Source organism: Arthrobacter sp. alpha11c (genome assembly GCF_054149985.1).
In genome coordinates this window covers 2,488,956-2,512,765 of sequence record NZ_CP196747.1, presented here as the reverse complement: position 1 = coordinate 2,512,765, position 23,810 = coordinate 2,488,956, and the positions used below count along the sequence as shown (strand labels likewise).

The window sequence follows — 23,810 nt, the reverse complement described above, 5'->3', positions numbered from 1 at the left end:
GACAAGGCCAGACACGCTCAAGGACACGCTCAGGGTGTCGGAGTGGGCGTGGCTGTGATGGTTGGAGTCGGTGTGGGCCCTGTAGTTGGGGTCGGCGTGATAGTTGCGGTGGGCGTCGGCCCTGTAGTTGGGGTCGCTGTGATGGTTGCGGTGGGAGCGGTCGTGGCTGTTGGAGTAGGTGTTGGCGTGGGCTCGGAGGTGGGCGTCGGGGTAGGTTCACTGGTTGGAGTTGCCGTCGGCGCGGTCGTTGGGGTCGGCGTGGGCGAAGCGGTTGGAGTCGGCGTGGCCGTTGCGGATTGTGTTGGCGTGGGTTCAGCGGTTGGGGTGGGACTGGCCGTTGGGGTCGCCGTGGGCTCCGCCGTTGCAGTAGGCGTGGGCGTAGCCGTTGGGATCGTTGCAGGTTCGGGAGTCGATGGCGCAGTCGGCGCGGGGGCCGACGTCGCCTGCTCGCCAAGCGCGCCGCCGAGCGACCACACCGGAACCTCGCCAACCGGCGTCGTTCCTGTTGCTGGTGAGAAGCTGGTGAGCCTGAGCAGATCCACGGACGATTCTTTGCCCAGCGGAATCAGGCTCCATGATGATGGATCCACCAGCACGCCATTCACAATTGTTTCAAAGTGAAGGTGGCATCCCGTCGACGAACCAGTGGAGCCTACCAATCCGATGACGTCCCCGGCTTCGACTACCTGGCCTTTGCGCACTGCGCTCGCCTGTAGGTGGTTGTAGGTAGTGATAAGCCCATTGCCGTGATCGATCTCTATCCGGTTGCCACCACCCCAGGCATGCCAGCCCACCTCGCGCACGTAGCCGTCATCAGCAGAATGAACCGGTGTGCCACAGGCCGCAGCGAAGTCCTGCCCGGTATGAAATTCACCAGGGGCACCTGTGATCGGACTGGTGCGTAGCCCAAAGGGTGAACTGGGGCGCAGATTCAGCAGTGGGGACAGCAAAGTGCCTGATCCTGGCCGTACATGACGGGACACAGCGTCCCCAATTGATGGTTGCCACGAACCGCCGCCTGAACAGGTGAGTGGACCCTGGGAACCCAGGAAGCCCACGATCTCCTGGGCCAGCTCCCTGTACTTGGTGTAGTGGTTTGGATCCTGGTTCCGCTGTACTTGGTGGATGGCCAGGCTGGAGGGCAGAAGGTTCCAGTCCTTGATGCCCTTCAGTGCAAGGAAGAAGCTGGTTGCGCTGACGAACGGGTCCATGCGGTCGGCATCGAGCCCCATGCCCCGTTGGCACGCTGCTGGAACAGCCCGCGGGAGTCTGGCCCAGCGGCGTCGCCGAAATCCTTGCTTTCAAGGGAAGATTCGCCAAGCGCGGCTTGTACCCCAAGGATTTGGGCATCGAGTGGGAGCCCCAGTTTTTGGCCCGCCACCATGATGGCCGAAGCATTGTGGAGTTGGAGGTCTGAAGGACCGCCGTTTGTGGACGCCACTCCAAATCCTGAGGCTGTTTGCTGACAGAGGGTCGCCCCCAAGGGGTTTGTAGGCGAAGGCTCAACCGTTCCCGAAGGGTTGGTGGCCTGAACCGGAGTGTCATTCGTGGACCGGTTGGCTACGGAAGACGCGTCCGTCGATGAGTTTGCCCGGATCTGTTGGATGCCCGAGGGCGCCGTGGTGACTGCTGCAGATTGGAAGCAGCCAAGCAGGACCGCCGCCGCAATAACCGCTAACGGAAACCGGGCGCGCCTATGGAGCCGCGTTGGGCTTTTCTCAGGAGGTTTGTTGTTCACAAATCCCGCTCCTGACATGAGCCCCTGCCCGGCGAAAAGCGTTGGAGGTCCACACCATTGTCTGGATCCGATCACTGCATATTACGGGTACTGCAGGTCTATGGGAATGACAGGCTCACGTCAAGCCATGTGCGCGCGAACATCGCTACTCAATCAGACTTCTACCTGTCCTCTGCGCGTCCAAATCCAGATGCTTGGCTAAGTCAAACAAGGTAAGTTGGCATGGTGACCCCCTCCGTGAAGCCTGCCATTGACCGCGCCCCCGGAATCTCCAAGGAGATCGAGGACGCGGCCTGGTATGTGCTGGGCCCGGCGCTCCAAGGCAGACCGTCGGCGCTGGACGGACGCACGCTGACGTGGACGGCAGACGCCGCCGGGGAGCTGCTTGAACGACTTGAGCGCGGAGTGGCCGACTCCAAGGCGCCCATGATGACCAATCTCCGGCAAAACCTCGAAGGCGCGTCCCGAGAAGCCAAGCTGCTGGCAGTGGAGTTGATGTTCCTGCAGTCATTGCCGCTGGCCCATGAGGTCAAGTCCCTCAGGGTGAAGCGCGCTCGGGTTGCCGAGGCTGCCTCATGGGTGGAGCCGCCGATCGAGTTGCCGGAACAGCTCTACGAAGGCATGACGGACCACGGCGTGATCCGCGACCGTACCGCCGAGTTCAACTGGACCATTTGGGACCACCTGAAATGGCTGTGCCGCTTTGTTGCCCACGTTGACAGCCAGAGCACGGAAACCATCAACCGGGCGCTCGCCGATCCTTTGAAGTTCCACGAGCTTGCGGTCGGAACACCAGAGGACCAGCCAGCCCTGCGCCGCAGTATTGAGTATTTGGTGTGGCCCAGTTACTTCGAGCCCGTGGTGGCTGACGTGGAGCGCCGGGAGATTCGCGACGCTTTCGCCTCACTCGTTGGCGGCGCCGGGGGCGATACCGAGGAGGACGTCACCGCGGACATCCACCGGATCCGGCTCCACCTGGATGAACAAGCCGGGCAGCGTATCGATTGGTACGCACGCCAGCTGGTCAGCCAATGGCGCAAGGTGGGAGATCCCGGCCGCAGATCCTGGTTGCTGCGTACCCATCACGACAACGCTGACCTGCTGGCTACCTGGGTTGCTGAAGAGAAAGCCACTCTGGACGTTGAGCACCTCCGCTCGCTCATTGCCGGAGTCACCGCCGGCGTGGTCCAGCATGCTGTGGACGAGGACTACAAGCACCTCGGCTATGTAGAGCGCGAGGACACCAAGACGGCGGTCTTCGCCTTCCTCACGGTGATGAAACCGGGCGACCTTACCCTTTACCAGCACGCCGGACGCGTTCGGGTGGGAGTGGTCCTCGGCGAGCCCGAGCACCACGAGGACAACCGGCGTATCCGTCGCAAGGTCCGCTGGTTCGATGACAGCTACGCCATCACCGAACTCCCACGCCATGCGCAGCGGCAACTGTCCACGCCCGGGATCATCGTGGATGTCACCAGGGTCATTCAGGCGTTGCAGGAACTCCTGCCGGTAGAAGCCGAAACCGACGGCGAGGATGAAGCGCCGCCCACCGCCGTCGTCGAGGTTGTCCAGCAGGGTTTCCGGCCGTTAACGGAAGAGTTCGCAGCGTCCCTTCACATGGACCTCGAGCCCCTGAAAGAGATCGCCGAACTGCTCGAAGAGAACCGCCAACTGGTTCTTTACGGACCTCCAGGTACCGGCAAAACGTACCTGGCCAAGCACCTCGCTGCCGAACTCGCCGGCGACAGCACTGATGAACGGGTGAAGCTGGTGCAGTTCCATCCGTCGTACGCGTACGAGGATTTCTTTGAGGGGTACCGGCCGGACAAGACCGACGACGGCCAGGTCTCCTTCAAGCTCGTGGCCGGGCCGTTGCGTCGGCTCGCGGAGGAAGCTGCCAAGCCGGAAAACGCGCACAAGCCGTACTTCCTGATCATCGATGAGATGAACCGTGCCAACCTGGCCAAGGTCTTCGGCGAGTTGTACTTCCTCCTTGAGTACCGTGATGACCGCATTTACCTGCAGTACAGCCCCAACGAGCCCTTCAGCCTGCCGGACAACCTGTACATCATCGGCACCATGAACACCGCCGACCGCTCCATCGCCATGATGGACGCCGCCATCCGTCGTCGTTTCGCCTTCATCGAACTCCATCCCAAGGTGGAACCGGTCCGGGGCTCGCTGCGACGCTTCCTTCAAGCCCGCGGCCTGGACACCCTCAACGCGGATCTCCTGGATGCCCTCAACGACGCCATCGATGACTGGGACCGTGACCTGATGATCGGGCCGTCCTACTTCATGAAGAACGCTGCCCAAAACCCCACAGGTTTGCGCCGCATTTGGAAGTACGAGCTCATGCCGTTGCTGGAGGAGCACTACCACGGGCAGTTGAACCGTGCCCAGTTGGAGGAGCGCTTCGGCCTGGACCAGTTGCTGGGACGACTTGCTGCCCGCTAAGGCCGTCCCGCCACGCCCACGCCGTCCACCCGCAAGTGCCGGTACAGCGCGGACGGCTGCCGGGATCCGGCATATCGTCATGGACGAGCTTTCACGCGGAGTGGTTGACAAGCTTGACCCCCCAACGGCTGCGTTCGTCAACGCCAGTGGGCTGGCGAAGGCGTCACCGATTGGCATGGGCCTCTACAGGATCGAGCCGGTCGGCAAAGTCGGCTCGGTGAGGACTTCCACTGTCCAGCTCGAGGTCCGCCCCAAGGACCGGCTCGGCCTGAGTCGCTTGCTTTTCCTCCTCAGCTACGCCGGCGATCAAGGCTTCCGCGACCACTCCGTGGAAGCAATTGAGCACCCGGATCTCTGGAGCGCCCTGGCCGAATCACTGGCCCAGTTGGCTGACCGCGCGCTGAGCCGCGGCGTCCTGCAGGGCTACCTCACCATTGATGAATCGCTGCGGACCGTCAAAGGCCGCATCCGCATCTCGGACCAGATCTCCCGCAGGCCCGGAATGATGGTCCCCTTGGAAGTGTCCTACGACGAATTCACCGAGGACATCGCTGAGAATCGCATCCTCCGCGCCGCTTTGGAACGCATGGGGAAGGTGCCAGGCGTCCGGGCCGACGTCTTGAGCCGCTTGCGACAGCTCAAGGGAAAGCTCGACGCCGTCACCCGCCTTCAATCCGGAGCCCCTCTGCCGCCGTGGCGGGCCAACCGAATGAACCTCAGGTACCACGCCGTTCTGCGGCTCTCGGAGGTCATCCTGCGCAATGCTTCGGCCGAGGCTGGCGAAGGGAAGCAGCAGACTGCCTCCTTTGTAGTGGACATGGCACAGGTCTTCGAAGAGTTCGTGGGCACGGCCTTGCGCCACGCGATGACTGCCTACCCCGGGGAGATGCGCCTTCAATACGGAGCGCTGCTCAATGAGGCTGTCCGGGACACGGATCGCCTGACAGTCCGCCCTGACGCCGTGCACTTCCTGGGCGGGAGGCCGGTGGTGGTGTACGACTCCAAGTACACAGCGGCAGGAGATGCCGGCGCTTCACTGAACGCGGACCATTACCAATTACTGGCATACTGCACCGCGCTCAGGGTCCCGACGGCATGGCTTGTGTACGCTGGGCCGGGGGAGATGAAGCTCCGCAGGATCCTGAACACGGACATCGACATCGTGGAGTATCCGCTGGACCTGTCACTGCCGCCGTCGGAGATCCTCGCGGCCGTGGCCGACCTCGCGGAACAATCGTGGGGCGAGGTAGTGCGTCAGGCTGTGGCGGGACGAACGGCGTCGGACTAGCCTGATAACTAAATCTTCACGGATGGAGGCATCATGGCTCGCAGGAAATCGTGGCGCGATATGAGCAAGGGCCAGCGGATCATGCTCATCGTCAGCGGAGCCATAAATATGGCCCTGCTGGGTGCAGCGCAACGCAGTATCGGCAAGACCCCCGATTCCAGGATCAGGGGAAAGAAGGCGGTGTGGCGCGCTGTTTCGTTCATCAACTTCTTCGGACCGGTGAGCTACTTCCTCTTCGGCCGCCGTCGTGATGCCGCAGTAGCGGGCACAGCAGTGCCGGGCACGGCGGGCACCGGGCGCTAACGCTCAGGCGGGCATCTTCACCAGGAAGGTTGTGCCCCGGCCGGGTTCGCTTTCCAGCGTGATGGTTCCGCCATGCGCTTCGACGATCGCCTTGCTGATCGGCAGTCCAAGCCCGACGCCGGGAATGGTGCTGTTGCGTACGCCGCCGGCACGGAAGAACTTGGTGAACGCCTCGGACTGCTCTTCTTCGGTCATGCCCATGCCGGTATCGGAGACGCGGCAGAACACAAAATCCTGGTCCTCCCAAGCGGCTACCTCTACGTCTGCGCCCTTGGGGGAGTACTTGATGGCGTTTGATACCAGGTTATCCAGGACCTGGGCTATACGTGAGGAGTCCACATGGGCTTCCAAGGACTCAGGGACATCCATGGACAACCGGATGCCCGCTTTGGCTGCCCGGGGCCCGGCCGAGCTCACGCTTCCCCGTACCAGCTCGGCCACGTCCACAGTGTGGGGCTGAATGACCATGTGGCCCGAACGCACGGCCAACAAATCGGACACCAGGGTGAGCAGCCGGTCGGCGTTCCTTCGAACGATATCGAGTTGCCGGCGGGACGAGGGATCCAGGGAACGCGGATCATCCAGTAAAAGCTCCACGTAACCAAGAATGGACGTCAGCGGCGTTCGGAATTCGTGGGAGACGTTGGCGACGAAGTCGTCCTTGGCGGCCAGTGCATTGACCAGGTCTGTGACGTCGCTGAAGACAACTACCGAGCCGGCGAAGTTTCCCGCGTCGTCCACCATGGGGCGGGCGCTTGTGGTGAAGGCACGCTGGTCTGCTCCGGAACCAAGCCACACGAGTTGATCCGTGAACCTTTCACCGAGGACTGCACGCCGGACTGGACGTCGGTCAGCGGGCAGCTGCGTAGTCCTGTCCTGGTCGAAGACGAGCAGTTCGGATTCGTTCGGATCGTCATTGCCTGGAGGAGTTGCGAGGGTGTGCGTGTGCCGTTGCCTGCGGTTCATGAGGATGTCATGACCGTCGCCATCCACCGCCACCACCCCCAGCGGCAAGGCTTCCATGACAGTGTTGAGGAGCCGTTCCTGCTTGGTGCTGACATCGAGCGCTTTCTTTAGCTCCTCGTCCTTCTGCTCCAATGCCCGCTGCTGGCGAACCATGCTCAGGGTCAGCACACTAACGGACACGCCGATGCCAAGAATCAGGATCGGGAAGAGCAGGGGTTTGGTGAGGTCCTGTTCCGTTAACGATCCCTTGACGAACAAGGGGGCCCAAACAATGGCGAGCGGACCCACGAATGACAAGGCAATGGCCAGTTTTGGGTACAGGCCGGACGCGCAGAGCCAAATGACGGGCAGGACCACCAGGACACTGAGCCCCGTGAGCGATTCCTGCCCTCCCTCCCTGCCGAAGGAAATCGAGACCATATCCAGGATCGGTATCACCAGGAAGCTGGGGAACGGCAGCCGGTGCCAGGGCACAATGACGCACGCCGCCAACAGGAATGCCTGGCTCAGCAGGAAGAGGAGGAACATGGGATTTTCGAGGGTGGCCGGGAAAAACAGCAACACCAAAATCGCCGAAATGCACACACAGACGGACAGCGGCAATTGGCTGAGAACAACCCTCATGCGAAGGGTGTGTTCGTGAAAAGAGCGGCGAAAAACCAGGAGTCTTTTCTTCTCCCCAAGATCCCAGGTGGTTGGGCGGGTCACGGCGCAACCACCGGGAATACAGAAGAAAGTCGGTTCATGAGATCAGCCTAACCATAATGGTTATACTTCGAAGGGTTATCGAAGGGGCTGAGGGGCAGCGATGAGTGAAGTACGTGTGGGGCTGGTCATTGAAGATGACCAGGATATTCGCGAATTGGTGCGTGTGGTCCTTTCCCAAGCGGGGTTTGACGTCCACGTTGCATCCACTGGATCTGCAGGCGTCACGTCAGCCCGCGAACTGAATCCAGACGTCATAACGCTGGACCTGGGCCTGCCCGACATCGATGGTTTCGAGGTGGCCCGCCAGATCCGGAAATCCTCGGACGCCTACATCATCATGCTCACGGCCCGGGCCGAGGAACTGGACACCCTCATGGGCTTGGAGGCCGGCGGTGACGATTACCTCACCAAGCCGTTCCGTCCGCGCGAACTTCGCGCACGCGTCGAGGCCATGATGCGAAGGCCCCGCGCGTCGTCGGAGTCCAAAGCCGCCGTGGAAGAAACCGACCCGGAAATGACCCACAACGGCCTAGCCGTTTCGGCCGGTTCCCGGACAGCAGTCCTGAACGGCAAGGAGCTGAGGCTGACACGCACCGAATTCGACCTCCTGCTTGCCCTCCTGGAGACCGGCAGGATTGTGCGGACCAAGGCAGATCTGGCGCGGCGGCTTCGCAATGAACCCTACGACGTCGGCAGCTACGTCAGCGACGCCGACGAACGTGCCGTTGAGGTGCATATGGGCAATTTGCGCAAGAAACTTGGCGACAGCATCCAGAACCCGCGATGGCTCGAGACCGTGCGCGGCGTTGGGTACCGGCTGGCGCCTCTGGCTCAGGGCAACTAACTTGCGGGCTTGAGTCTATTCCTGAGGGGTGAGGCCCAGAAGGCGTTCGGCATCTTATCGTTCGCCGTCGGATGGACTTTTCGTCCTGTCCGCCAGTCCTGCCCCATCCCGAACGGACACTAATGATGCGATTTGTGTTCGTGAATTGAAACCAAGTTTCGCCAAAACATTCGCAACATGCCCCCCAACGGTTCGGGGTGACACCACGAGCAGGGCTGCAATTTCCTTGTTGCTCAGACCTTGCGAAACGAGGCCGGCGATTTGGGCTTCCCGTCGGGTGAGCGCGATATCGAAGTGCTGCACCTGGTCCTCCGGGGTCTCAGCCGCGCCGCGTCTGCTGCTTGCTTTCGCGAGGGAAGGCTGTGGGTTTACTGCGGACGCGTACCCCCTGTGGGCGGCATCCAGTGCAAGCTCAATGGCTTGCTCCAGGGAGGGTTCGGGGCGTCTGGTGAGGACCTCAAATTCCCTTTCGCCGAGCTCGTCCCGCACCTGGGCCGCCATCTGCTTAAAGTCCTTCTCCAGAGGGCCGAACGCCGAGATGGTGGTTCCAATCCCACTCCATACGGCACGGGCTGCATGGTAGAGAACGGCTGCGGATTCGTAGTGTCCGCCCGAGGCAGCTGTCCAAGACATCTGTTCAATCGTCAAAGCGATGCAGAGGCTATCGGGAAAGTCTCGTTGTATCTCAAGTGCTGCGATCTGTGACTGCCTCGCCGCATCCAGTTCGCCGAGATGCCACTGGCACAAACCCATGACCGCATCACCGTAAGCGTGGGCCCATCGTTCCCCGTAACTATCGCTTACCATCAAGACCTCCCGGCAGGTGGCCAGGGCTTCCCCTGTGCGACCGGCGTACATTTGGGTCCATGCCAGCAGGAATAGGGCGTAGAGGGCGGACGCGATGTCGCCAACTTGGCGGTGCGTGGCAACAGCTGCCGTAAAAAGCCCTAGCGCGCGGTCCAAGTGATCGTCGAATACCTCACAAAGGGCCTCCCAATGATCTGCGTGGGCCGCCAGCGCCCTGTCGCCGAGGCTTTCTGCTATCAGCCGGCATTCGGCGACATGTGTGCGTGCTTGGCCCCAGTCACCCTGTACAAGGCAAATCCAGGCTCCGACCCATAGTGCGGCTCCTCGTTCAAGGCTCGGTTCAGTTGCTGATTTGAAGTCGTCGGTCCAGCCATCGCCTGCCCTCGGCAAGGTTCCCACCGGCCGTCCAGTGGTACCTGAGAAGGGCGGCCAGGTGCAGCCCTGCGCGTTCCTCCCCCGGGGTCGAGGCCGACCACTCAAGCGCAGAAAGAAAGTTCGGATGGTCCCGTCGCGCAGCCATTAGTCGTCCGGCCTGATCCGGGCCGCACCAACTATCGACTGTCGCAGCCGCTTGGCGAAGGTAGTGGTCACGCTGGCGACGCCGCATCTCCGTGGATTCTCCGATTGATTCGAGAAGCTCGGCACCATATTCGCGAAAGGTCATCAGCTGGCGGTACCGAACCCGTACGCTGCCACCGCTTTGGGTGTCGTATACGTTCTCGGCGATGACGAGCGATTTAGCGACGAGGTGGTCAATCAGATCGAGTACGCCCTCGCTGGTCAATTGGCCGAACCCGCAGACCTCTTCGGCAGCCTCTACCTCGAAGCCGCCCGAAAAGACTGAGAGGCGTGCCCACAGCAGCCGCTCATCCGGACTACATAGTTCGTGGCTCCAATCGATCAGCGCTCTGAGCGTCTGTTGCCTTGGTAAGGCAGCGCGGCTACCTCCGGTGAGAAGATCGAATCGTCTGTCAAGCCGCTCGACGAGTTGAACAACCGACATCGAACGCAGGCGTGTCGCCGCCAGCTCGATCGCCAACGGTATCCCGTCGAGTCTCTGGCACAGTTGGGCTACAGCCACGCGATTAGCCGTGGTGACTTCAAAAGCTGGATCCACGCTACGAGCCCGGTCTATCAACAGACGAACCGAGTCGAAGTACTCGATCCCCACGTCCTCCGCGGCTGTTTGAACGGGCGCTGCCAGAGGAGGCACCTTGTAGATCTGCTCACCAAAGATGCCCAGCGGCTCCCGACTCGTGGCCACAATCCTCAATCTCCCAGCCTGGTCAAGTAGTCGGGCGACCAGGACGGACACCGCATCGAGCAGATGCTCGCAATTATCGAGAACGAGAAGGAGATTCCGGTCCTGGACATAGTCTGCGATCCTCTGCAGGGATGACCGATTGGACTGGTCCGGTAACCGCAGGGCGGCCGCTATGTGGGAGCCAACCACTGCGCCGTCCTCTACTGCCGCGAGCTCCACAATGCAGATGCCGTCGCTGAACGCCTTCCGCACCCGAGTGACCAGTTCCAGCGCCAAGCGAGTCTTTCCGACGCCGCCAGGGCCCACCAGAGTCAGAAGCCGGGAGCGTGTCATCAGCTCACGGGCTTCAGTAAGCTCGCGACGCCGGCCGATGAAACTCGTCAGTTGATGGCCGCCGTGTGAACGGCCGACAAGTGCGTCGGTACTCATGTTCCTCCTGTGATGCACAAAACAATACAGGTAACAGGTCAGGTCATCTGACGCGTTTTTATTCCATCACAAAAGATCAAACTTGGAGGTAGTTGCAAGGATGCAACTCAGGCCCCGATCCAGGTAAAACGACGGAATCCGCTGCTGATGCCGCCATCTGTTTCCTGTGAACGCTCCCTCCCTAAATTTTTCTACAGTCTAGGAGAACCCATGTCACTCGCTGTTGAGCGACCAGATGAGCTCGATCGAATGCGCTTCTTTATCAACGGAGAGTGGGCCGAACCCAGCGCCGTCCGCATCCAGCAGCAGGTAGAGGCCGCCACGGGCGAGATCATTGGTCTCGCAGCGTTAGGTTCGGAAGCGGATATTGATGCGGCCGTGAAGGCTGCGCGGGGCGCCCTCGACAATGGTCCTTGGGGCAGGTCCACCGCCGCCCAACGCGCGGTAATGCTGCGCGAATTTGCCAATGCACTCGAACGCCGTGCCATGGACACGTCACAGCTCGTCAGCAGGGAAAACGGCATGCCTTTCGGTTTGTCGCAGATGCTCAATGGCGGTGCTCCCTCCGCCCTACTGAGAATCTACGCCGATGTAATAGAAGCCCTCCCGTTGGAAGAGGTACGTCCAAGCCAGGCAGGGTCAACAATCGTCCGGCGTGAACCGGTGGGCGTGGTAGGTGCCATAGCACCTTGGAACTTCCCGCAGGCGCTGGCGATGTTCAAGATCGCCCCTGCCCTGGCGGCCGGCTGCACTGTTGTCCTCAAACCATCCCCGGAGACCGCTCTGGACTCTTATGTATTTGCTGATGCAGCCCGTGAGGCAGGACTCCCCGATGGGGTGCTCAACATTGTCCTCGGCGATCGTGATGCCGGAGCTGCACTCGTTTCGCATCCACTAGTTGACAAGATCGCATTCACCGGATCAACCGAAGCCGGCAGGGTCATCGGTGCCGAGTGCGGACGCCTTATCCGCCGCTGCACACTGGAACTCGGTGGAAAATCGGCAGCCGTTTTCCTCGAGGACGGCAATATTGGGACTTTCCTTTCCGGGTTGGACAATGCCTCGTTCCTGAACAACAGCCAGACATGCACCACCCAGTCGCGCATCCTGATCGCGCGTTCCCGGTATGAAGAGGTTGTGGATGCCATTGCCAGTTTCGCTGACTCGTACAAACTCGGGAACCCACTTGATCCATCCGTGACAATGGGGCCTATGGCCACTCAGGGCCACCTCGAACGGGTTTTGGGCCATATCGAAACAGCGAAAAGTTCCACTGCCCGACTCGTTGCCGGCGGTGGTCGCCCGGCGGGGCTGGACCGGGGTTGGTTTGTCCAGCCCACAGTGTTCGCCGACGTTGACAACAATGATCGTCTCGCTCGGGAGGAAGTTTTTGGGCCGGTTATGGCCCTCATCCCATTCGATGATGATGAGGATGCCGTGAGAATGGCCAATGACAGCAACTATGGCCTCGGCGGGTCGGTGTGGAGCGCTGACGAAGATCGAGCGTTGTCGGTGGCACGAAGGGTGCGTACCGGGACGATCGGCCTGAATTATTACACCCTTGATCTCGGTGCCCCCTTCGGTGGATTCAAGGACTCAGGCATTGGTCGCGAGCTCGGCCCGGAAGGGATCAACGCTTACCTCGAATACAAGTCGATCTACGGCTCTTCCAAGTACTTGCCTGCCTAGACAGGCATTCATCAAGACCTGATGCGCACTCCGGGCACCCGGTCCAGTAAGGGAGTTTGAATCTTCATGACAAATCCGACCGAAGTCGTCGACGCCTACTTCGCGGGAGTGAAAGCAGGAGACGCCAACGCCGTTGCAGCACTGTTTGCACCTGATGCCCAGCTAATTAACGCCAAAGGAACCCTCGTGGGTGCAAACGCAATAAAGAGGATGTACCAAAACGGACTGGCTCCAGGGGCGATGACGCCAAGCCCACGGCCGCCAGTGGTGAACGGTGATCACGTTGCCGTTGAGATAGACCTGGATGCGAACGGGGTTCCTCTCAAACTCGGGGATTTTTTCACCATTAGAGACGGCAAAATCCAGACTTTGACCATTTACAGCCTCACTCCCACGGACGCAGGCCTGTTCGACAAGGTGGGAGTGGACCCGGCCCAGTAACCGGAGGCAGACACACGTTGTCACTGGAAACCAGAGGTCCGGCTGCCGGATACATTCCAGAGCAGTTTCAGCACCATTGATGAGGAGAACACATGAAGGTCGCAATTTTTGGCCCTGAACGCAGAGTTGGCATGATACGGAACGAATCCGTGGTCGATGTCAATGCCACCTATGCAAAGTATCTCGCAGAGACGACCGGGGCGCCCCGCGCTCAGGCACAAGCCGACCTTGTTGTCCCACATGAGCTAAGTGCCTTCATCACGGAGGGAACGCGGGCGCTTGAGGAAGCACAAACCGCCGTGGAGTATCTATGGTCCGCAGCAGAAGACGACCGCGGTCTCCTGGGCGAGCAGCTCTGCTTCAAGTTGGGCGAAGTGGAACTTCACCCCCCGGTCGCCAAGGAGGCTCGGATTTTCTGCGCCTTGGCGAACTTTTACGACCACATGGACGCGGCGAGTAAGAACAGCTCGGCCGCAGACACTACCGAAGTCCTGGAGCGCCTTGTTCAGGGCGGGCCGAAGTACTTCCTCAAAGATCACCGGGCGGTTTCCGCTGACGGACAAGAAGTACGCTACCCCGAGCGGACAAAGCGCCTGGATTACGAGGCAGAAATTGCCATCATCATTGGCAAGCGCGGGCGGGATATCCGCAGTGATGAGGCACTCCCATACATCTGGGGTTACACCTTGCACAATGACTGGTCTGTTCGAGACAACGTCTCCTTCGGTCCAGACTTCATGCATTCAAAGAATTTTGATACCTCCGCAACCATCGGCCCCTGGATCGTGGTGGGGGAAGATCTCGACCCCCAGAACATCCCCATCGAATGCCGTGTAAACGGCGAGATCAGGCAAAGCGGCAGCACGAAGTCGATGGTGCACGATTTCGCTGGGTTTATCCAGCATTTGTCGGCAGATACCACGCTGTATCCCGGTGACCTTGTCAGCAGCGGCACTCCGAAGGGAACGGCCATCGATTCCAGCCAACAACAGCCGGACGGGTCCCACCCGGAAACACTGTTCGTGAAACCAGGCGATGTCGTCGAAGTCTCTTCCAGCCTCATCGGGACCATCCGGAACCAGGTCGTCAAGGCGGCCAACTAAAACTTACGTTCACGCAAAGAGCCGCCACTCGCTTGCACGCTGACGTGACCCTTACAGATGAAGGAAGACAAGAAATGACCGAGAAGAAACAACATTCGGTCGGCGGAGTCCTCTACGACCGACCATTCAAAATCCGCCGTCTCAACCACTTCGGCATCAGCGTGGAGGACACCGGCGCCTCACTCGCTTACTACACAGAACTCCTGGGCTTTTACCAAGCGGATGCCCTGGACCTTCAAAAGTACGATCCGGGAGTGTGGCTGGACGGCCTGTCTGACACGAACATCTATTTCCTGCGCCACAACAGCGATCACCACACTTTCGTCCTGATGCCGCGGCCATGGGTGGAGCACATGGACTCCCCGGCACGTGGCGACCTCACCATCAACCAGATCACCTGGCAGGTAGGGAGCCTCCGCGAAGTTGTCGAAGCCCGGCTATGGCTCGAGTCGCTCGGCAACAAAATTGAACGGTACGGCCGTGACCCGGGTTCCAACTGGCACACATACTTTCCCGATCCCACCGGGCACACGAATGAACTTGAATACGGGATCGAACAGGTCGGCTGGGATGGTCGCAGCAAACCCGAAGTCCTGTGGCCTTGGGCCAACGAGCACCCGGCACTGCCCACTAGTTCAGAGGCAACCGAGCTGGCTGCCGCAGAATCTGACGGAGTCGACCTGACTTCCGGTTATCGCTGGAAGGACGAACTGCCCAAAACCTTTGACGTCGGTGGCGTTCTTCTTTCTCGTCCGTTCAAACCCGTTCGCATCGGCCCGGTCAGTATCTTCGTTGAAGACGTGGCCACTGCTGAGCAGTTCTATACGGAGCGGCTGGGCCTGGTCAAAAGCGAAGAGACCACCGTTGAGGGACACCGTGTTGTGTTCCTGCGGGCCAACACGGAACACCACAGCCTCGGTCTATTTCCGCTGGAGCTCCGCAAAGTGTTGGGAGTCAGTGAACATAGCACCCTGCTGGCCTTCGCCATCCAGCTAGGGTCCTACGAGCAACTCCGAGCAGCCCGTACGTTCCTCGAACAGCGTGGAGTGAAACTCATTGATCTGCCACAGGAAGTCCACCCAGGCATCGACTACGTCATCCACGCAGTCGATCCGGACGGGCACGTCATGCAGTTGTACTACTACATGGAACAAATTGGATGGGACGGCAAGGCCAAGCCTGCGGCCCAGCGGCGGACCGTGGACCCCGACAATTGGCCCGAGGCGCTGGAGCCGCTATCCGATACATACGGGGGAGAGACGTTCTGGGGACCCCTCGGATAAGCCCCTCAAGGTGCCCGCGTCGGTAATACACAAGGCTTCCCGGAACCGCTCTTCTCGGCGTAGGGGCCCTGGAAATTCAATAACTACCACGTTGGCGGTCCAGCCAAAGTGCCTTTGAAAGGAACGGCATGAGCCGGATAGTAATTAGCGGCGCCTCAGGGGATCTGGGCCGCCGCGTCACCAAGCTTCTATTGAAGAACACAGCGCACGAAGACCTCACTCTCGTCACTCGCACGCCTGGAAAGCTGTCGGATCGGGCAGCACAGGGCATTCATGTCCTGCAGGGGGAATATCAGGACCGCGAATCACTCGACGCAGCCTACCTCGGCGCTGAGACGCTGTTTCTCATCAGCGGACTCAACCTCGGGCGCAGAATCGCGGAGCACCGCAACGCTATTGCCGCCGCGCAGCGGGCCGGTATCCGCCACATCGTCTACACGTCGGTGAGCGGTGTCCAACCCAATAACCCGGCGATGTCTGCCAAGGACCACTATCAAACTGAACTTGACCTGCGCGCATCCGGTTTGAAGTTCACTTTTCTCCGCAACGCGCTGTACTCCGAGATTGTCAGCAGCATCCAGATCGCACCGGCAGCTCCATCCGGCCGGCTGGAAATGGCCACCGGATCCGGCAGCCTCGCTCCTGCAGCAAAAGCAGATGTGGCAAGGGCAGCGGCCGCTGTACTTCAGGACCCCCAGCAACATGAAGAAGCCGTCTATGAAATAACGGGGCCCCAGCTGCTGAACTACGAAGAAATTGCACGGATCGGAGCGGAAGTCTACGGTACCCCGATTGGATATACGCCGGTCACCCCGGAAGAGCGACAGGCATTTTTCGACTCCATAGGGATGCCTCGAACCTACGATCCGAACATGCCCTTAAACCCAGACGGCCACCTTTGGGCCAGCGACGAACTCGTGACAGCAGATATGGCGGTTGCCCAGGGCTATCAGGCCGTCCTGTCCCAGCACGTGAAGCAGATTACAGGACAGGAGCCTGAGTCCCTGCGGTCAGTCATGGAGCGCGTGAAGTCAACGCGATACGACCTCATCGAAGAAGCGGTCTAAGAGCCATTTCCCGCTAGTACCCCCAACAAAACAGGGCGGGCTCGACCACAGGCTACATGCCACGCCGGCCGCTCAGAATACAGAAAGAAGTTTCATCATGGGAGACACCAACGGAACGCAAGGCGTAGCCGTCAATGACGTGCCGGCATACCCGGACGTTCCAACCTATCTGAATGTTCTCGGGAGCCTGCACATCTGGGAAGGGGACGGCTGGAAGGCCGAATCGCTGTCGTGGAAAAAGGGTGCCTACATTGCATCCAACCTCAGCGGCCTTCCCGAAATCACCTTCAGTGGGCCGCACGCCCAGGATTTCCTTTCACGACTCAGCATCAACAACGTATACAAGTGGCCGATCGGCACGTCAAAGCACCTTGTTATGCTCGATGAAAACGGATGCATCGCCAACCACGCCCTAACAGTCCGGGACAGCGAGGAGTCCTTCCGCCAATTCGCTTCCATGCCCTGGCCCATGTTCAAGGCTCCTGATCTGGGTATCGACGTCGGTATCAGCCTCAGAAACATCTTTCTGTTCCAAGTTGCCGGGCCCACGTCGCTGCAGGTTCTGGAACGGCTTCTGGGCGACCAGGTGCGAAGCCTCAACTTTCTGGATGTCAAGAAAGTCAGCGTCCCTGGCATAGATGAGACGGTGGAAATCGAGCTGTCTCGAATCGGGATGTCCGGCACCCTTGCCTATGAATTGAGAGGCCCACTCGAGCATGGTCCGGCCATCTTCGACGCCGTCTACCAGGCGGGTAAGGATTTCGGACTCAAGCGCCTTGGCTGGCGGACGTACGTAGTCAATCACACAGAAGGCGGGTTTCCACAGCAAGGGTGCACCTTCTTACCGGCCGCCTACGCGGATCCCGAATTTATTGCCCACCCCGTGTTCGGTGCCGGAACACCATTATCAAATACGCCCGGAGGTCTGCCCGGCAGTCTTAGTCCATTGGATATGAGGGCCCGGCTGAGGACTCCATATGAAGTCAACTGGGGCTGGATGGCCAAGTTCGATCATGACTTCATCGGCCGTGAAGCCCTGGAGGCCGAGTCGGCGAATCCCCAACGTAAGACCGTTGTGCTCAAGTGGAACAAAGAAGATATCCTCGATGTCTTCGCCTCCCAATTTGAGGTTGGGGAAGAGTACAAGCACTTCGAGTTCCCAACAACACCCCAGTCCCCGGCAGGGGGGCACGCTGACCTCGTCACCAAAGATGGTCAGCCTGTGGGTGTCTCATCGCTGGCCGTCTATTCGTACTACTACCGCGAAATGATCTCGCACACGACCCTTGATGTGGACCAGGCACACATCGGCAACGAAGTCGTGGTGCATTGGGGTGATCATGGCTCCCGGATCAAAGCAATCCGTGCAACGGTGGAACGCTTCCCATACCTGGACCTGCCTACCAACAAGGACTACGACATCGACGCGATTCCGGCCGCCGTTTCATGAGTCAGACAAGGGACCCCGGCTTCCAGACGACAAAACCCAGCGGTGCATTGCTGCAGAAACAAACGATCGCCCGCCTCCTCATACAGTGCCCCGATCGCCCTGGAATAGTAAGCGCCGTTAGCAGTATTCTGTCGGAGTTCGGGGCGAACATCGTCTCATTGGACCAGCATTCCACCGATCCCACCGGCGGGGTATTCTTCCAACGCACAGAGTTCCACCTGGAGCATTTCAGTGCAAGGCGAGCCGAGCTCGAGGAGCAGATACGAGCGAAAATCGAGGCTCCATACGGCGCAGAGTGGCAGCTGACCAGCGCTGCTCAACGCAAACGCGTCGCCATTTTCGTTTCCAAGACAGACCATTGCCTCCTTGATCTGTTGTGGCGGCAACGGCGTGGGGAACTGCACGTTGACATTGCCCTCGTGGTTTCCAACCACTCGGACCTTGCCGAGGACGTGCGCTACTTCGGGATTCCCTTTGTGCACGTGCCGGCGGACGCAAAAGATAAGAGTGCCATGGAGAAGACACAGCTGGAGTTGCTGCGCGGAAATGTCGACCTCATAGTGCTCGCCCGGTACATGCAGATCATCTCCGACGATTTTCTTCAAGAAGTTGGAGTCCCGCTGATCAACATTCATCATTCCTTCCTTCCAGCCTTCATTGGGGCGGGGCCCTATCAGAAGGCGAAAGACCGTGGAGTGAAAATGATCGGTGCAACTGCGCATTACGTGACGGCTGATCTCGACGAGGGACCCATCATCGAGCAGGATGCTATTCGTGTTGACCATGCAGATTCGGCTCAAGAGCTGATGAGGAAGGGTGCCGACGTCGAGCGACGTGTGCTCACCAGGGCCGTCGCGTGGCACTGCGACGATCGCATACTTCGCCATGGAAATCACACGGTGGTCTTCTGATCCCGCTCCCCTCATGGGAGCAGAACGAACAAGCCCGCGTCAATGCCGGGAATCACTAACAGTTCGGGCAAAATGCTCGGCCGGGTATTCCGGTCGAGCATTTTTGCTTGCTGGCAGGGAAGAACCAGATAGGTGCGATATTGCGGACGTCGCTCATGGAGCGGTGCTGATCATGTCACGGCTCGCGGCAGGACACCGTCGAAATATGCAAACCATTGTTACTTATGTCACTCCCTGATAGGTTCAGCTGCTGTGGAAACGATGATGTTTAACCTCGGTAGCAATGTTCAACTCGAGATTCTCGCGTCCGGCCCTCCGGGCGGGATCCGACCCCGTTCTGCTTTTCTCTTTGTGCATGGCCTCGGCCATGACGCCACATGCTGGCGCAAATGGATGCACGCAGCTTCCGAGGAAGGCTATGCGGCGTACGCGGTCTCGCTCAGGGGCCACGGCCGCAGCGGAGGAAGCCTGCGTTCGGCGCGGCTGAAGGATTATGTTGAAGACGTCCTCCGCGCGGTCGAGACTGTGGATGCTGATGAGATCGTCTTGGTTGGCCACTCACTCGGTGGCCTGGTGGTGCAGCGGGTGTTGGCGCTGCAGCCGGCGAAGGTGAGCGCGGGCGTGCTTGTTGGCTCCATTACTTCCGGTCCGGCCTTCGGAACGGTCTTTTCGGTGCTGAGAAGCCATCCGTGGCAGGCGATGCGGTTTCTCGCGGGTCGAAGCCTTCGGCTGCCGCCAGACATGCTGTTCGAGCGGATGGGCACTGAGGAGGCGGCGGAGATCTCCCGATCCCTTTGCGGCGAGTCACCCTGGGTCCAGTACCAGCTGCTTTTCCACTTGCCGTCGAGGGTGAAGTCCGAATATCCACTTCTGTCCGTCTACAGCAAGCATGACCGAATGGTGCCGGCGCGGTCAGCGCGCGCAACCGCACGACGCTGCGGCGCCGATGTGCGGGAACTCGCCGGGATCGGACATGACATGATGCTCGACGGCGACTGGGAGGAGGCCTGGAACGTAATCAGCGACTGGTGGAAGGCGCTGCGGGTCGAGGCCATCTCCCGGACGGCAAGGCCAGCAGATTGAGTACCGACAGACCATTGCTTGAAAGAGCTGTATAGCCTAAGCTTCTTTCAATCGCAGAGTTCACCTTGTGTCCCCGATCACACTTGAGGATTCGGTTGCCATGAGCAAGGCGCAAGGGAACAACCTAGACGGCAATCGCTCACGGAAGACTGCGTGCCCCGATCCACGAGCACTACGAGCTTCGCATCAGCTCACGCGCGCCAACGACGGCGTGCATTAGAAAGGCAAACAACATGGCAATTGCCAACGAGGCGTCAAAGACGACCGGCCTCCGGACCCCGGGATCCTCCCGCTTGACCGTTCAGGAAATACTCAATCAAGCGCCGCTTGGCAACAGGAGGCGCGTGATCATCCTTCTCGGGTTCCTGACCATGACCCTGGAAGGAGTTGAAATCGGCCTGTGGGGATTCATTTACCCACAAATAGTCACCCAGTGGGGTACCTCGCTGGCAACAGTCACCACCATGGTGACGCTGGGAGTTGTGGGCCTCACCGTCGGTTCAATCGTTGCCGGCCCGCTGTCGGACCAGATCGGCCGAAGGCTCCCAATTATCGTAGGCACAGCGGGATTCGGGCTGGCCACCTTAGGCGGCGCGCTGGCACAAAACGACCTTACGTTGGGAATCTTCCGGGTGGTGGCATGCCTGTTCCTCGGAGCTGTGATGCCCCTGGTCATCACACTCGTTGCCGAGTTCGCGCCTGAAAAGCGTAAGGCCGCCATTGTGGCCATCACGTTCACGGGTTTCCCGTTGGGGACTGTCATCACCGGCTTCCTGGCATCCACCATTCTTCCCACCCTGGGCTGGCAGTGGCTGCTCGGAACCGGAACAGGCCTGGCATTGATTCTCCTGCCCGCGCTGTTGTGGGGCCTTCCGGAATCAACGGTGTTCATGATTCGAAGGGGAGGCCGGACAGAAAAAGTGACGAAGGTACTGAGTGCCATCATCCCCGGCTTCGACATGAACACAGTGGATCTGACGGGCGCACCGCAGGCTGGCGCCGCCAAGCCGGTTGGAGGTGTCAGGGCCGTACTGTCCAAGAAACTTGTGGTGGTATCGCTGCTCATCTGGCTTTGCTACTTCATCTGCGCCGCAGTGGTTTATATGTTCCTGAACTACCTGCCGCTGATCGTCAAGCAACTCCATATCGACGCCGCGGGCACAGGCAATGTGGTCTCGATGTTCGGCATCGGCGGTGTGATCGGAGCCTTGGCTATCGGGTTTGCCATGGAGAAGCTGGGCAAATATGTATCCCTCGGTGCGGCCTTCACGCTGGCCGCCGGAGCGGCCTGGATCCTTGCATCAGTCAATCTGACCTTGCCCCTGCTGCTGGTTCTGGGCTTCACCATCGGCGTTGTGCTGGTGGGTGCCAACAGCGGTATGAACGCACTGAGCACATCGGTTTTCCCCACTGAAGCCCGCGCAACCGGCGTGTCATGGATGCACAGCTTCGGCAAGGCCGGCTCCATCGTCAGCGGTGTGCTGGGTGGCGTGATGCTGGGCGCAGGATGGGGCGTTGACCAGATCTTCTTCGCCCTGGCCATTCCACTCCTGGCCGGAGCTGCAGCCGTGGGCGCAGTCAGAGCGATGACCACACGCCGTTCACGTTCCGACGCATAAGGGTCACCGGACGCCAGCGATAAAGAGTCCCCATCCGAGCCACCTTGCTCCTTCTCCGGAGCAAGGTGGCTCCGCTGTTTGCCGAGTCAGCAGCGGAGGGAAGGTTCGGTGACTTCCGGACGGGGTGCTGTCGCACCTCCAGGCCTAGTTCGTGTGCGCCGCCTCCGGCAGGCGCCGACTGGAGAAGCAATTGGCATCCCGCGCCGAGTTGCTCAGGGCTCGATGATCCCGCGCCGCGGTCATGCCCCACTGGGGAGTGTCCTGAACGCGGAAAAGACCTCCGGGTGGAGCTGGACTCTCTACAAGTCCAGCTCCACCCGAAGGTCTTTCCTTGTCACCCCTGCACGCCGCAGCCGATTCCCACAACTCAAGCGCCCGACGTCGGACGTCAAGTTAGGAACGTCCGCGCGAACTTGCTGTGGTTACGGCTGCGTCGAAGCGTCAGCGCTCTTTCTTGGCTGGCGAACCGTGAATGAGAGTCCGTATTCCGGTGCCAAGGACAAAAGCCGTGGCAAGGCCCAAGAGGGCCCAGGAGATGAGTTCCGAGCCGGCGACGTCGACGGTCTTGAGCCACCGGATGCCGTAGTTCGCCGACGTTGACACCGGGAAGGTGAAGATCCAGAACGTCAGCGAAAACGGCAGGCTGGCGTACTGGGGAATCAGAAACACCTGCATCAGAATCATCATGAGGAGGATTCCCGTGAGTCCTGTCTGGATGATTCCGGAACCCTCCGGGCGGATGACTATCCAGGCAACGCAGGCCGTTGCGGGGGCGGCCACATACGCGGCCAAGACGGGCTTCAACTCGTCCGGCATCTCAATCCCCGCCATGAAGCGCACCGTCACCACCGTTCCCATCACCAGCCAGAAAAAAGCGCCGGTTCCCCACGCGGCGATCGCCGCTTGGGGCAAACCCATGGTGGAGAAGCCGATGCTGGCGATGAAGGGACCTGCGGCAACGGGAAGCAGGTAACCCGGGTGGACCCATTCCAGAGTCACTCCTCCGGTCACCCAGTGGACCAGAAGTCTTGCTCCGAGCAGCGTGAGAGCGATGATGAAGCACAGGCACAGCACGGACCAAAACATCTTGTTGTATTCGATGTAGTGACTGCTCAGGAGGATGCCCACCAGGGGAATGAACGACGCTGACGGGCCGTTTCCGGGGTGCCTTAGTTCTTTGTCGAAGTGTCCTTTGGACCCGTATCGGAAACTTTTTGCCAGATACCGGACAAGCAGCACGGACCAGATGCCGGCACTGATCCCGTACACGACCTCCGCTGGCCACGCCGGAGCATGAAGTGTCAGGCGGGCCGCCTGCCAGGCGCCTCCCAGCCCCGTGATGCCCAGGGGAATGGCAAACAGGTTGAACGGGTGCGACGGAGGCTTTGGGGGAGGTTCAGCGAGGGGAGGCGGTGGTTCTGTGACGAGATCGGGCAACCGAGCTTCCGAAGCCGTCGCACCGCGCCCTACCGTGGGCGCCTGACCGCCGGTCAACTGAGCAGTTTCATCGCCGCACCCCACAATGCACCCGGGTTTATCCGATCAGGATGAAGCGCAAGCATTCCGGAGAAGAACTCCTCCGGCGTTGGTTGCTCGGCCAGGAGCTTTGATGCGTCCAAAAGGTACCTGCGGGTCTCCTGGATCTGTCCGGGCAGATCGGGCAATGCGGGATTCTTGTGCCCGGCCACAACGAACTTCGGCTCGAGGCTCTCCGCGATATCAATCGCCTGCAGCCAGGCTTCGAGACCCCCGTTCTCGGACTCAGTCAGGTAGGGGTGGACCCCGTTATAGACGGCGTCCCCGGCTACCAGGAGCCCGATGGAGGGAACGAAGAGCATGGTGGTGTTGTCGGTGTCGGTATGGCCCACTTCAATGATCTGCAGTTCATGGCCCTCCAGTTCAAACGAGCCATTATCCACTGGCTGAGTCACTGTAGTGGTGGGCGGAATCTGGTCCGGGAAGATCGAGTCCCAGAAGGAGGAACGGAACTCCGGGGAGCCGTGCATGGCCATTTCCTGGAGCGTGCCCGGGGTTGCCAGTACTGTGACGCCCGGAAACCGTTCGACCAGGGGACCTGCGCCGAACCAGTGGTCGCCGTGGCCGTGCGTGATGTAGATGTGGCTAAGTGTCTTCCCCGATGCTTCAATCCAGTCCCCGACCCTGGTTGTCTGGTCAACCGTCATGGGCGGGTCAACCAACACCGCGTTCTCCTGTCCGGAGATCAGAGTGGAGGATAGCGGGGACCAGATGCGGGGGTCACCGTTGGGAAGAGTCCCTCGTCCTGTTTGAGGCAGGGTGCCGGAGACAAAGACGTCGTAAACCAGCTCGGTTGTGGGTGCCATAATATGCGTCACTTTCCC

At 60.2% G+C, this 23,810-nt stretch carries 19 protein-coding genes; 13 read left to right on the top strand and 6 right to left on the bottom strand.

The genetic code is table 11. From position 1 onward, the window contains the following. Positions 1 to 29 precede the first annotated feature (29 nt). Complete coding sequence (locus tag ACTAQJ_RS11405) at positions 30 to 1,232, bottom strand: M23 family metallopeptidase (protein ID WP_498702100.1); 1,203 nt, start codon at positions 1,230 to 1,232, stop codon at positions 30 to 32. Between the two features lie 728 nt (positions 1,233 to 1,960). Here ACTAQJ_RS11405 and ACTAQJ_RS11400 point away from each other — a divergent pair. The 3 genes from ACTAQJ_RS11400 to ACTAQJ_RS11390 all read left to right on the top strand — a co-directional run bounded on the left by ACTAQJ_RS11400 (position 1,961) and on the right by ACTAQJ_RS11390 (position 5,786). Then, on the top strand, positions 1,961 to 4,195 hold the full coding sequence (locus tag ACTAQJ_RS11400) for an McrB family protein (protein WP_498702099.1): 2,235 nt from the start codon (positions 1,961 to 1,963) through the stop codon (positions 4,193 to 4,195). Between the two features lie 79 nt (positions 4,196 to 4,274). Then, positions 4,275 to 5,483 (top strand): 5-methylcytosine restriction system specificity protein McrC, encoded by a 1,209-nt coding sequence (locus ACTAQJ_RS11395; RefSeq protein ID WP_498702098.1) that lies wholly within the window; start codon positions 4,275 to 4,277, stop codon positions 5,481 to 5,483. Positions 5,484 to 5,516: 33 nt separating this feature from the next. After that, positions 5,517 to 5,786, top strand: a complete 270-nt coding sequence (locus ACTAQJ_RS11390) for a PLDc N-terminal domain-containing protein (RefSeq protein WP_431118691.1) — start codon at positions 5,517 to 5,519, stop codon at positions 5,784 to 5,786. A 3-nt stretch (positions 5,787 to 5,789) separates the two neighbouring features. On the opposite strand, the gene ACTAQJ_RS11385 is transcribed toward ACTAQJ_RS11390, so the two are convergent. Continuing rightward, entirely contained in the window at positions 5,790 to 7,460 is a 1,671-nt protein-coding gene (locus tag ACTAQJ_RS11385; RefSeq protein WP_498702097.1) for a sensor histidine kinase, read from the bottom strand. A gap of 100 nt (positions 7,461 to 7,560) precedes the next feature. Between ACTAQJ_RS11385 and ACTAQJ_RS11380 the strand changes: the two genes are divergently transcribed. Beyond that, positions 7,561 to 8,304: a response regulator transcription factor gene (locus tag ACTAQJ_RS11380; protein ID WP_431118694.1), complete on the top strand. Its 744-nt coding sequence runs from the start codon at positions 7,561 to 7,563 to the stop codon at positions 8,302 to 8,304. A gap of 54 nt (positions 8,305 to 8,358) precedes the next feature. Here the strand turns inward: ACTAQJ_RS11380 and ACTAQJ_RS11375 are convergent, their stop codons facing one another. Together ACTAQJ_RS11375 and ACTAQJ_RS11370 are read right to left on the bottom strand one after the other, a co-directional pair. Beyond that, positions 8,359 to 9,111, bottom strand: coding sequence for a helix-turn-helix transcriptional regulator (locus ACTAQJ_RS11375; RefSeq protein WP_498702096.1), 753 nt, complete (start codon positions 9,109 to 9,111; stop codon positions 8,359 to 8,361). 340 nt (positions 9,112 to 9,451) lie between these two features. Further along, the gene (locus ACTAQJ_RS11370; protein ID WP_498702095.1) at positions 9,452 to 10,804 is read right to left on the bottom strand and encodes an ATP-binding protein; all 1,353 of its coding nucleotides are present in this window, start codon (positions 10,802 to 10,804) and stop codon (positions 9,452 to 9,454) included. Between the two features lie 210 nt (positions 10,805 to 11,014). Here ACTAQJ_RS11370 and ACTAQJ_RS11365 point away from each other — a divergent pair, with 210 nt between their 5' ends. The 9 genes from ACTAQJ_RS11365 (at position 11,015) to ACTAQJ_RS11325 (ending at position 21,450) form a co-directional block, all read left to right on the top strand. Next, positions 11,015 to 12,493 (top strand): aldehyde dehydrogenase, encoded by a 1,479-nt coding sequence (locus ACTAQJ_RS11365; protein ID WP_431118696.1) that lies wholly within the window; start codon positions 11,015 to 11,017, stop codon positions 12,491 to 12,493. 66 nt (positions 12,494 to 12,559) lie between these two features. After that, positions 12,560 to 12,934 (top strand): nuclear transport factor 2 family protein, encoded by a 375-nt coding sequence (locus tag ACTAQJ_RS11360; protein WP_431118698.1) that lies wholly within the window; start codon positions 12,560 to 12,562, stop codon positions 12,932 to 12,934. Between the two features lie 92 nt (positions 12,935 to 13,026). Continuing rightward, a complete protein-coding gene (locus ACTAQJ_RS11355) occupies positions 13,027 to 14,037 on the top strand; it encodes a fumarylacetoacetate hydrolase family protein (RefSeq protein ID WP_431118700.1) in 1,011 nt (336 codons plus the stop codon). A 74-nt stretch (positions 14,038 to 14,111) separates the two neighbouring features. Continuing rightward, positions 14,112 to 15,320: a VOC family protein gene (locus ACTAQJ_RS11350; RefSeq protein WP_498702094.1), complete on the top strand. Its 1,209-nt coding sequence runs from the start codon at positions 14,112 to 14,114 to the stop codon at positions 15,318 to 15,320. 128 nt (positions 15,321 to 15,448) lie between these two features. Beyond that, a complete protein-coding gene (locus tag ACTAQJ_RS11345) occupies positions 15,449 to 16,387 on the top strand; it encodes an SDR family oxidoreductase (protein WP_498702093.1) in 939 nt (312 codons plus the stop codon). A gap of 97 nt (positions 16,388 to 16,484) precedes the next feature. Beyond that, entirely contained in the window at positions 16,485 to 17,837 is a 1,353-nt protein-coding gene (locus ACTAQJ_RS11340; protein WP_431118706.1) for a hypothetical protein, read from the top strand. Between the two features lie 50 nt (positions 17,838 to 17,887). Then, entirely contained in the window at positions 17,888 to 18,748 is an 861-nt protein-coding gene (purU, locus tag ACTAQJ_RS11335) for a formyltetrahydrofolate deformylase (protein ID WP_498702178.1), read from the top strand. 261 nt (positions 18,749 to 19,009) lie between these two features. Continuing rightward, positions 19,010 to 19,831: an alpha/beta hydrolase gene (locus ACTAQJ_RS11330; protein WP_498702092.1), complete on the top strand. Its 822-nt coding sequence runs from the start codon at positions 19,010 to 19,012 to the stop codon at positions 19,829 to 19,831. Between the two features lie 233 nt (positions 19,832 to 20,064). Further along, entirely contained in the window at positions 20,065 to 21,450 is a 1,386-nt protein-coding gene (locus ACTAQJ_RS11325) for an MFS transporter (protein ID WP_431118708.1), read from the top strand. Between the two features lie 441 nt (positions 21,451 to 21,891). Here ACTAQJ_RS11325 and ACTAQJ_RS11320 read toward each other — a convergent pair whose 3' ends face one another. Together ACTAQJ_RS11320 and ACTAQJ_RS11315 are read right to left on the bottom strand one after the other, a co-directional pair. Further along, on the bottom strand, positions 21,892 to 22,944 hold the full coding sequence (locus ACTAQJ_RS11320; RefSeq protein ID WP_498702091.1) for an SLAC1 family transporter: 1,053 nt from the start codon (positions 22,942 to 22,944) through the stop codon (positions 21,892 to 21,894). Beyond that, complete coding sequence (locus tag ACTAQJ_RS11315) at positions 22,941 to 23,792, bottom strand: MBL fold metallo-hydrolase (protein ID WP_498702090.1); 852 nt, start codon at positions 23,790 to 23,792, stop codon at positions 22,941 to 22,943. Before ACTAQJ_RS11315 ends, ACTAQJ_RS11320 begins: the two co-directional genes overlap by 4 nt. Between the last annotated feature and the right edge of the window lie 18 nt (positions 23,793 to 23,810).

Excerpts from the sequence above, each read along its gene's own strand:
- ACTAQJ_RS11340 (WP_431118706.1), top strand. The coding sequence starts at position 16,485 with ATGGGAGACACCAACGGAACGCAAGGCGTAGCCGTCAATGACGTGCCG.
- ACTAQJ_RS11400 (WP_498702099.1), top strand. The coding sequence starts at position 1,961 with ATGGTGACCCCCTCCGTGAAGCCTGCCATTGACCGCGCCCCCGGAATC.
- ACTAQJ_RS11345 (WP_498702093.1), top strand. The coding sequence starts at position 15,449 with ATGAGCCGGATAGTAATTAGCGGCGCCTCAGGGGATCTGGGCCGCCGC.
- ACTAQJ_RS11325 (WP_431118708.1), top strand. The coding sequence starts at position 20,065 with ATGGCAATTGCCAACGAGGCGTCAAAGACGACCGGCCTCCGGACCCCG.
- ACTAQJ_RS11355 (WP_431118700.1), top strand. The coding sequence starts at position 13,027 with ATGAAGGTCGCAATTTTTGGCCCTGAACGCAGAGTTGGCATGATACGG.
- ACTAQJ_RS11395 (WP_498702098.1), top strand. The coding sequence starts at position 4,275 with ATGGACGAGCTTTCACGCGGAGTGGTTGACAAGCTTGACCCCCCAACG.
- ACTAQJ_RS11330 (WP_498702092.1), top strand. The coding sequence starts at position 19,010 with ATGATGTTTAACCTCGGTAGCAATGTTCAACTCGAGATTCTCGCGTCC.
- ACTAQJ_RS11370 (WP_498702095.1), bottom strand. The coding sequence starts at position 10,804 with ATGAGTACCGACGCACTTGTCGGCCGTTCACACGGCGGCCATCAACTG.
- ACTAQJ_RS11365 (WP_431118696.1), top strand. The coding sequence starts at position 11,015 with ATGTCACTCGCTGTTGAGCGACCAGATGAGCTCGATCGAATGCGCTTC.
- ACTAQJ_RS11375 (WP_498702096.1), bottom strand. The coding sequence starts at position 9,111 with ATGGTAAGCGATAGTTACGGGGAACGATGGGCCCACGCTTACGGTGAT.
- ACTAQJ_RS11380 (WP_431118694.1), top strand. The coding sequence starts at position 7,561 with ATGAGTGAAGTACGTGTGGGGCTGGTCATTGAAGATGACCAGGATATT.
- ACTAQJ_RS11405 (WP_498702100.1), bottom strand. The coding sequence starts at position 1,232 with ATGGGGCTCGATGCCGACCGCATGGACCCGTTCGTCAGCGCAACCAGC.
- ACTAQJ_RS11315 (WP_498702090.1), bottom strand. The coding sequence starts at position 23,792 with ATGGCACCCACAACCGAGCTGGTTTACGACGTCTTTGTCTCCGGCACC.
- ACTAQJ_RS11360 (WP_431118698.1), top strand. The coding sequence starts at position 12,560 with ATGACAAATCCGACCGAAGTCGTCGACGCCTACTTCGCGGGAGTGAAA.
- ACTAQJ_RS11390 (WP_431118691.1), top strand. The coding sequence starts at position 5,517 with ATGGCTCGCAGGAAATCGTGGCGCGATATGAGCAAGGGCCAGCGGATC.
- ACTAQJ_RS11350 (WP_498702094.1), top strand. The coding sequence starts at position 14,112 with ATGACCGAGAAGAAACAACATTCGGTCGGCGGAGTCCTCTACGACCGA.